We start from the raw sequence: 7,488 nt of genomic DNA on the forward strand, positions 1-7,488 counted from the left end.
GGTGCCATAGACCCGGCGGTATGTGAAGCAGCTCACGAAGATGCGAGGTCAGGCGAGCTTCCCGCTCAATGGAAAACCCGGCCGGGGCACCGGCTCGAGCGGCTTACGTTTACCTGCACTTGTCGTCCCGATCGGAATGTGGAGCCCGGACCAGATGGTGAAGAAGATGCCCCCGTTAGTACCTGCTCACGACACGATCGTCGACCTCCTCGTCATCGGGTCGGGCACCGGTATGTCGGCCGCGCTCGCCGCGCACGAACTGGGTTTGTCGGTGGTGATCGCCGAGAAAACGGCCTACGTCGGTGGGTCGACCGCGCGTTCCGGCGGTGCCTTCTGGATACCGGGAAGTTCGATCCTGCCGGAACCGCACGAACCGGGTGTGGCGGAAGCGGCCACGTATTTGGGTGCCGTCGTAGGGGATTCGGCTCCGGCCGAACGCGGCACGGCGTTCCTGGACCACGGTGCCGACACCGTGGCGATGCTGCAGCGGACCACCCCCATGCGATTCTTCTGGGCCGAGGGCTATTCCGATTACCATCCCGAGAAGCCGGGTGGCCGGGCGGCCGGGCGGACCTGCTAATGCCGGCCGTTCGACGCCTCGATTCTGGGCGCGGAGCGGCCCCGGCTGCGGCCGGGTGTGATGGCGGCACCGATGCCGATGCCGGTGACGGGCGCCGACTACAAGTGGATGAACCTCGTTGCGCGCAAGCCACTGAAAGCGGTGCCGCGCATCCTGCGCCGGGCGGCGCTGGGGATCGGCGGCATGCTCATCGGACGGGAATACCTCGCGGGCGGGCAGGCCCTCGCGGCCGGCCTGTTCGCGGGCATCCTGCGTGCGGGGGTCCCGGTGTGGACCGAAACGAGCCTGGTGCGACTGGTACAGGAGGACGGTCGGGTCTCGGGTGCTGTGCTACGCCAGGGCGGGCGAGAGGTGACCGTACGGACCCGCCGCGGTGTCGTGCTGGCGGCCGGCGGTTTCGACCACGATATCGCCGCACGGCACAAGTACCAGTCGCCTTCGCTGATTCCGCACGCAAGCCTCGGTGCCGAGGGGAACACCGGCGATGCCATCGAAGCGGCGCAGGAGCTCGGTGCGGGCACGGTTTCCATGGATCAGGCCTGGTGGTTCCCTGCCTTCGCGCCGCTGCCCGGTGGCGCGCCCGCCGTGATGCTCGCGGAACGTTCGCTTCCGGGGTCGTTCGTCGTCGACCAGTCCGGCCGGCGCTTCATCAACGAAGCCACCGACTACATGACCTACGGCCAGCAGATACTGGCACGCGAACGCGCCGGCGACCCGGTCACGGAGATGTGGCTGGTCTTCGACCAGCGCTACCGCAACAGCTACACCATGGCCGGTGGAATCTTCCCCCGACAGCCGGTCCCGGAGGCCTGGTACGAGGCGGGTATCGCGCATCGCGCCGACGACCCGGCCGCACTGGCACAGGCCATCGGCGTGCCGGTGGAGGCGTTCACCAGCACCTTCGCTCAGTTCAACGGATACGCCGAGACCGGTGAGGACATCGAATTCCAGCGTGGCGCAAGCGCTTACGACCGATACTACGGCGACCCCACGGTGCGCCCGAACCCGAACCTGTCCGCCCTGCGGAAGGCACCGTACTACGCGGTGAGGATGGTCCTCAGCGACCTCGGGACCTGCGGCGGTGTCGTCGCCGACGAGCACGCCCGGGTGCTCCGGGAGGACGGAAGCCTCATCGAGGGTCTGTACGCCGTCGGCAACACCGCGGGCAACGCCTTCGGCGCAACTTATCCCGGCGCCGGCGCCACCATCGGGCAAGGCCTGGTCTACGGCTACATCGCCGCCCGGCATGCCGCGGCAAGTTCTGCTGCGGACACCGGAACAACTACATCCGGCGAGTAGCCGGCCGTCGCAGGACAGCGAAGTGGGCCGGAAGCGTGTTGCTCCGGCCCACTCGCGAACAGTGCGGGGGTCAGCGCGTCACATATGCGAGCCGCCGTCGACCCGGACCTCTGTCCCAGTGATGAAATACGCATCCGGTGAACCCAGCATGGCCACCACTGCGGCCACAGCATCGGGCCCGGCGAAGATGGCTCCGCCATCGAGCGGGAGGGCGGGGGAGGCCTTGGCGAACATCCCGAAGTCCACGTCCTCGGGCAGTCCGGGGCCGAGACTCTGTTTGGCTTCGCCGGTGCCGTCGGTCATCCCGGAGGAGATCGAACCGGGCTGTACGGAGTTGAACCGGATCCCCTGTTTGCTGAATTCCAGGGCCAGCGCATGGGTCATCGCCTGGATACCGCCCTTGGACGCGGCGTAAGCGGACATATAGGGGTGGGCGAAGGCCGCCGATGTCGAACTGAAGTTCACCACCGCCGGTCCCGAGCCGTTACGCAGCGCGGGGATCGATTCCCGGGTTACCAGGAAGGTACCGATGAGGTTGATGCGCAGCACCTGTTCGAAATCGGCGAGCGTGGTCTGTTCGAAATGGGCGGAGCGCAACACACCGGCCGCGTTGACGAGGGTGTCCAGCCCGCCGAGCCGCTGTACCGCTTCGGCGACACCCGCCCGCGCCGACTCCTCGTCGGCAATATCCATGGTCAGGGTGCTCAGTGCGGCGGCTTTCGCCTTCTCGGCGGTGTCGGCCAGCCCGGCCTCGCTGATGTCCGCGGCGACCACCTGCCCGCCTTCTTCCAGTATTCGCAACACGCTGGCCTGGCCGATACCCGACCCGCCCCCGGTGATCAGTACCCGGCGGCCGCTGTACCGCTGGAGAACGCCCATATCGGTTTGCTCCTGTGTTCAGGGGCGGAACTCAGTGGCGGCGCCGCCCGGACTGCCGAGACTGGCATAGCCCGGCCGGCCGCCGGTGAGGTGCTTCCGCTCAGTGGGCGCTGGCGGCCCGGAGCCGGACCCGCGGAGTGTTTCGATGAGCGGACACTCGGGAGCGGAGAAGATCGGGCGTATCGGAGGATCGGAGCATGAGACACGGTATTCCGACAGCCGAGCAGATCCGTGAGATCCCGGCCGCGCTCTCCGCGGCGGTGACCGCGCGCCAGATCGACGACAACGGCCATATGAACGTGCTGCACTACCTGGATCTCAGCTCACAGGCTGCGGACGTGCTGATGCGTGAGCTGGGAGTGGACGAGAGTTACCGGGGAGACCGCCGGCTGGGCGTGTTCACCGCCGAACATCATCTCGTCTACTACAGCGAACTACGCGCGGGCGATCCGTTCACCGTGCACGTGAGGGTTCTGGAACGCAGTGATAAAGCGATACATCTGATGACGTTCCTGGTGGACGGCAAACGTGATGTGTTGTCCAATACGCTCGAGATCATGCTGGTGCACGTCGATCTGGAAGAGCGGCGCGCGAGCCCGGTCCCGGATGATCTTGCGGCGGCGCTCGATCGCAAGATCGCGGCCGGTAATGGGCTGACCTGGCCGGCGCCGGTCTGCGGTTCGCTGCGCATCCGACGCTGAGACGGGCGGAAGCCGCGGGCCGGGGGACACGCGTCGGGCACGCCGGCGGCCGGCGTGCCCGACGATGTGGTCAGGCCGGGGTGCGCTCCACGACCGGCAGATTGCCGGAGGTGGCGGCATCCCGGATCGTCTCCTGCAACTGTGAGCACCCCGCCAGGGACGGCCCCGGCATCGGCGCCGCGCCCAGTTCCCGGCACGACGCCAACGCCTCGGCGTTCCACTGCACGCTGGTCTGGTGCCAGCTGCTCTTACGAACCAGCAGCTCGGCGGCGCACGCCCGGCACCGCAGTGGCTGCATGGGGGTATTGAGCAGGCGATTGTCGGTACGGGCGGCAGTCATGTCGCCGAACCCGTCGTATCGGCGTGCCGAGCGAGATTCTCCTCGATCTCCCGATTCCATGCCTCCAGCGGGCGGGTGGTGTCGAGCTCGAACTCGAAACGGTCCACCATTTCGGGGCGGATATCGGCGACATCGACGTAGAACTGTTCGTACCAGCGCCGAAGCTGATACACAGGGCCGTCTTCCTCGCACAGCAGCGGATTGTCGATACGCGCCTTGTTCTTCCAGATCTCGACATCCTGCTCGAAACCGATCTTCACCCAGTCGCCGAGTGCGACGGCGGCGCGCATCGCCTCCTCGTCGGGCAGGCCCGCGGACTTCTCGACGATGATGCCGTATTGCAGCACGAACGATTCGGAGTCGATCGGGTAGTGGCAGTTGAGCAGTACGGTCCGCTGGTCGCCCTGCTCGTAGTGGTAGGTGAGATCGTCGATCATGAACGAGGGGCCGTAGTAGGAGGCCACCGACGAGGTGCCGAGCATCTTCGGCTGTCCCTCGGGCGCCGGGAAATCCGCCCGCGAACCGCTCTTGAAGTACTGCGTGGCGATCGGACCTTCGAAAACGTTCTTGAAATACGTCGGCAGCGACCCGTGGATATAGAAGAAATGGGCCATATCGACGACATTGTCGATGATCTCGCGGCAGTTCGTATTCACCACCGTGGTGTACCAATGCCAGTCGGTCCACCCGTCGCTGCCCGCGCCCTCGATGCGCGGAATCGCGACGTCGTCGGTCGGCGGTTTACCCTCCGGATCGTTCCAGACGAACAGCATGCCGTCCTGTTCGAGCGTGGTCCACGCCCGGGTGCGCGCCAGCGGCGGGACACGGCGAGCATAGGGTATCTGCTTACAGCGGCCGTCCCCGCCCCAGCGCCAATCATGGAACGGGCACGCGATCTCGTTGCCTTTGACCTCGCCCTGGCTGAGATCGCCGCCCATGTGCCGGCAGTACGCGTCTAGGACATTGAGGGTGCCGTCCTCGCCGCGGAAGATCACGAGTTTGGTCCCGAAGGCCTGAATCGTATGCGGTTTTCCGGCGGTGAAGTCACGAAGCAGACCCAGACAGTGCCAGCCGCGGGCGAACCGCGTGGGCGCGGCCGCGGCTTCGATCTGCCGAACGTCCTGATCCGGTTGCGTCGTTGTCATATCGGACTCTCCTCGAGCAATGGTGTGGAAGCGGGCTGAGGCGCCGGCGAAACGGCGGCTTCCACTACTCCTCGGTTGTATCAACTGCCGAGGCGGTGAACGGGGTCACATTTCACTGACTGGACACCTCGTTTCGCGTAGGTATCTCGGTGAACGGAATGGTGGCGTACCACGGGTCCGTATTGCTGCCACCATCGCCGGGTCCGGAGATGAGCAATGCACCGATCACCGCCCTGCGGTGTGCGGGCGACACCCGAGCGGCGACCGGGGCTCATCGATTGTGGTGAGAAAGGGTTACCCCATGAGCTGGGTGGATTCAGCGGTCGAATGGGACGAACGATGCGAGGTACTGGTACTCGGTTCGGGCGGTGGCGGGCTGACCGGGGCCTACACCGCGGGCCGTGAGGGCTTGCAGGTGATCGTCGCCGAGGCCACGGACCGGTTCGGTGGCACCACGGCGTATTCCGGTGGCGGGATGTGGTTTCCGGGTAACCCGGTGCTGCGGCGTGCGGGCGACGACGATACGGCCGAGAATGCGCTGGAGTACTTCCGGGCCGTGGTGGGCGACCGGACGCCGGCCGAACTCCAGCGGGCTTTCGTGACCGGTGGCGCACCCCTCGTGGAGTACCTCGAACAGGATCCGGCGCTGCGGTTCCAGGTGCTGCCCTGGCCCGATTACTTCGGCAACGCGCCGTATGCGCGGTCGACGGGCCGGCACATCATTCCGGTCCCGCTGGACGCGGAGGCTCTTGGGGAGCTGGCGGCCGAGGTACGGGCGCCGCTGGCCACCGATCGCCGGTCGGCGCCGGTACCCGAACAGCTGGAAGGCGGCCGCGCCCTGATCGGCCGGCTGCTGCTGGCATTGCGGGCGCTGCCGACCGTCGAGTTGAAACGACGAGCGGCATGCCGGGAGCTGATCCGGCTGGACGGCCGGGTGGTGGGGGCGTCGGTATCGACGCCGCAAGGTCTGCGGCGGATCCGGGCCACTCATGGGGTGCTGGTGGCGGCGGGCGGGTTCGAGCGGAACAGCCGGATGCGCACCACCTTCGGGGTCCCGAACTTCGCCCGCGATTCGATGTCTCCGTCCGGCAATACGGGCGCGGCGATCGAAGCGGCGATGGGTGTGGGAGCCGACGTGGATCTGATGAACGAGGCATGGTGGGCCCCGGGCCTGACCCACCCGGACGGTAGCTCGACCTTCTCGATGTGGTTCACCGGCGGCATTCTCGTCGACGGTGAAGGCCGCCGCTTCACCAACGAATCCGCACCCTACGACCGCGTCGGCCGGGACGTACTCGCCGCTATGGATTCGGGCCGGATCGAATTGCCCTACTGGATGATCTACAGCGGCACACCGGATCTCGCGCCGCCGGTCCTGTTCGCCGGGATACCGCTGGACGATCACGAGGCATACCGTGCGGCCGGGCTGTGGCATCGCGCCGACACTCTCGCGGAACTGGCCGGGCTCATCGGGGTGCCGGCGCAGACGCTGACCGAGACCGTGCAACGTTTCAATGCCGCGGTGGACGCGGGAACGGACCCGGATTTCGACCGCGGCGGCGAACCCTACGACCGGTCGGTACCGGGCTCCCCGAACCCGCTGGTGCGGATCGACGGCGGCCCCTACTGCGCCGCGGCGTTCGGCCTGTCGGACCTCGGCACCAAGGGCGGCCTGCGGACCGATACCGCGGCCCGCGTGCTGGACTCCACCGGTGCGGTCATCCCCGGTCTGTACGCCGCGGGGAACTCGATGGCGGCGGTGAGCGGCACCGCCTACCCGGGTGGGGGTAACCCGATCGGGGCCTCGATGGTGTTCGCCCATCTCGCCGCATTGGATATGGCGGCCGCGACCGGGCTGCCGGGGATACCCGCTACCCCGCGCTCCGAACCCTCGCCCGGCGAGTTCAAATCGGCGCTGAGCCGGTTCTGTTCCGGGGTCACCATCGTGACGGCGATCGGGGAGGACGGTCCGGCCGGGTTCAGTTGCCAGTCGTTCACGTCGCTGTCGCTGGAGCCGCCGTATGTGAGTTTCTGTCCGGCGGTGACCTCGACCTCGTGGCCCCGGATCCGGGCGGCCGGCCGGTTCTGTGTGAATATCCTCGCCGCCGACCAGGACGAGGTCTGCCGTGCCTTCGCCCGCAGCGGCACCGACAAGTTCGCCGGTGTCGAGTGGACGCCGGGCGGTAACGGTGCCCCCGCCTTGGCGGGGTCGCTGGTCTCGCTGGAATGCACCCTCGAGGAGGAGCTGCCCGGTGGGGACCACACGATCGTCATCGCGCGGGTCACCGCGGTCGGGCCGATCCGGGAAGCCGCCCCGCTGCTGTTCTATCGGTCGTCGTTCCGGGAACTGGCAGCGGAACCGGTGGCCGCCGGGGCGTACGGCGCGGATACCTGGCGCTGGGGCTGACCGGTTCGGTGGCGAGCCCGTAACCACATTTCACCCAGAAGGGGTTGTGGCGGCCCGCGCCGCAGGCGGGGGGGGGGAACCCCACGCCCGGGCGGGGGGCGCAAAAGGTGGGGGGGGGGGTTGGGGGGGGGCCCCCC

The 7,488-nt window shown here is 67.6% G+C and carries 5 protein-coding genes and 2 pseudogenes; 4 read left to right on the top strand and 3 right to left on the bottom strand.

All coding sequences use genetic code 11. The features are described 5' to 3' along the window. Positions 1-154: 154 nt before the first annotated feature. A pseudogene (locus tag QH276_RS19965) lies at positions 155-1,879 on the top strand (3-ketosteroid-delta-1-dehydrogenase). Between the two features lie 78 nt (positions 1,880-1,957). Here QH276_RS19965 and QH276_RS19970 read toward each other — a convergent pair. Further along, on the bottom strand, positions 1,958-2,758 hold the full coding sequence (locus tag QH276_RS19970) for an SDR family NAD(P)-dependent oxidoreductase (protein WP_280400383.1): 801 nt from the start codon (positions 2,756-2,758) through the stop codon (positions 1,958-1,960). A gap of 197 nt (positions 2,759-2,955) precedes the next feature. Between QH276_RS19970 and QH276_RS19975 the strand changes: the two genes are divergently transcribed. Continuing rightward, positions 2,956-3,459: a thioesterase family protein gene (locus QH276_RS19975; protein ID WP_280400382.1), complete on the top strand. Its 504-nt coding sequence runs from the start codon at positions 2,956-2,958 to the stop codon at positions 3,457-3,459. A gap of 70 nt (positions 3,460-3,529) precedes the next feature. Here QH276_RS19975 and QH276_RS19980 read toward each other — a convergent pair whose 3' ends face one another. Continuing rightward, positions 3,530-3,799: a ferredoxin gene (locus QH276_RS19980; protein ID WP_280400381.1), complete on the bottom strand. Its 270-nt coding sequence runs from the start codon at positions 3,797-3,799 to the stop codon at positions 3,530-3,532. After that, positions 3,796-4,944 carry a Rieske 2Fe-2S domain-containing protein gene (locus QH276_RS19985; protein WP_280400380.1) on the bottom strand — a complete coding sequence of 383 codons (1,149 nt, stop codon included), beginning with the start codon at positions 4,942-4,944 and terminating at the stop codon, positions 3,796-3,798. The genes QH276_RS19980 and QH276_RS19985 overlap by 4 nt, the downstream gene beginning before the upstream one ends. A 301-nt stretch (positions 4,945-5,245) precedes the next feature. On the opposite strand from QH276_RS19985, the pseudogene QH276_RS19990 reads away from it, so the two are divergent. Continuing rightward, a pseudogene (locus QH276_RS19990) lies at positions 5,246-6,793 on the top strand (FAD-binding protein); the annotation flags it as partial. Then, complete coding sequence (locus tag QH276_RS19995) at positions 6,782-7,351, top strand: flavin reductase family protein (protein ID WP_280400400.1); 570 nt, start codon at positions 6,782-6,784, stop codon at positions 7,349-7,351. The pseudogene QH276_RS19990 and the gene QH276_RS19995, both read left to right, overlap by 12 nt. Positions 7,352-7,488: the final 137 nt, after the last annotated feature.

The sequence above is a fragment of the Nocardia carnea genome, assembly GCF_029869215.1.
GTDB lineage: Bacteria > Actinomycetota > Actinomycetes > Mycobacteriales > Mycobacteriaceae > Nocardia > Nocardia carnea_B.